The sequence below is a fragment of the Actinoplanes sp. GCM10030250 genome, from assembly GCF_042666575.1.
In the GTDB taxonomy this organism is placed as follows: domain Bacteria; phylum Actinomycetota; class Actinomycetes; order Mycobacteriales; family Micromonosporaceae; genus Actinoplanes.
In genome coordinates this window covers 1-899 of sequence record NZ_JBHTDO010000107.1, presented here as the reverse complement: position 1 = coordinate 899, position 899 = coordinate 1, and the positions used below count along the sequence as shown (strand labels likewise).

General features: G+C 65.5%; 1 protein-coding gene. It reads right to left on the bottom strand.

Annotation, left to right across the window (positions count from 1 at the left end):
* Positions 1–7: 7 nt before the first annotated feature.
* Positions 8–825, bottom strand: a protein-coding gene (locus ACFQV6_RS44250; protein ID WP_378033740.1) for an IS5 family transposase whose coding sequence is annotated in 2 segments (ribosomal slippage) — positions 8–495 and positions 495–825 — 819 coding nt in all. Because the reading frame shifts where the segments join, the coding sequence is not laid out codon by codon here.
* Positions 826–899 lie beyond the last annotated feature (74 nt).

Genomic DNA, 899 nt, shown 5'->3' with positions numbered 1-899 from the left:
AAAGCTCCTAACACGATCTCGGCTGGGTCCACTTGATCAATCTGCGCCAGCAGATCATGGCGCACGCGAGGCTGACGAGGCCGTCGTGGATGTCGAGGCGGCGTTCCCAGCGCACGGCGAGCCGGCGGAACTGGTGCAGCAGGGCGAAGGTCTGTTCGACGACGTAGCGCAGTTTGCCCAGGCCCTTGATGTGGGGCGTCTTCGGCTTCGCGATGATCGGTTCGGTGCCCCGTTCGCGGCAGGCCTGGCGGAAGGCTTCGCTGCTGTAGCCCTTGTCGGCCAGGAGCACGTCAAACCGGCGGCGGGGTCGGCCCGGGCGTCCGGCGATCGGCGGGTAGCAGTCGAGCAGATCAATGGCGCGGCTGATGTCCGGGACGTTCGCGCCGCTGGTCAGCACATAGATCGGGGTGCCGTTGCCGTCGCAGATCAGGTGGTGCTTGGAGCCGGGTTTACCGCGGTTGACCGGTGACGGCCCGGTTCCAGCGCCCCCTTTTTTGCGTCGATGTGACTGCCGTCCATCGCCGCTCTCGACCAGTCGATCCGGTTCGCCGCGTTCAGCTTGGAGAGCAGTATCTGGTGAAGCTGATCGAACACGCCCGCCTCGGTCCAGCGGTGCAGCCGCCGCCAGCAGGTCATCCCGGAACCGAAGCCGAGTTCCTGCGGCAGGTCTTCCCAGCCGATCCCGGTGTGCAACACGAACAGGATGCCCTGCAAGCACTGCCGATCCGGCACCGGCCGCGGCCCCGGCGCCTTCCGCGGCCACGGCGGCAACAACGGCTCGATCAGCTCCCACAACTGGTCATCAACATCCCACGGCCTGCTCACGACCAGCGAACGACACTGAGCTTCACTTCGCAGCGCTGATCAACATCGATTCAGCAGATCGTGTTAGGAGCTCT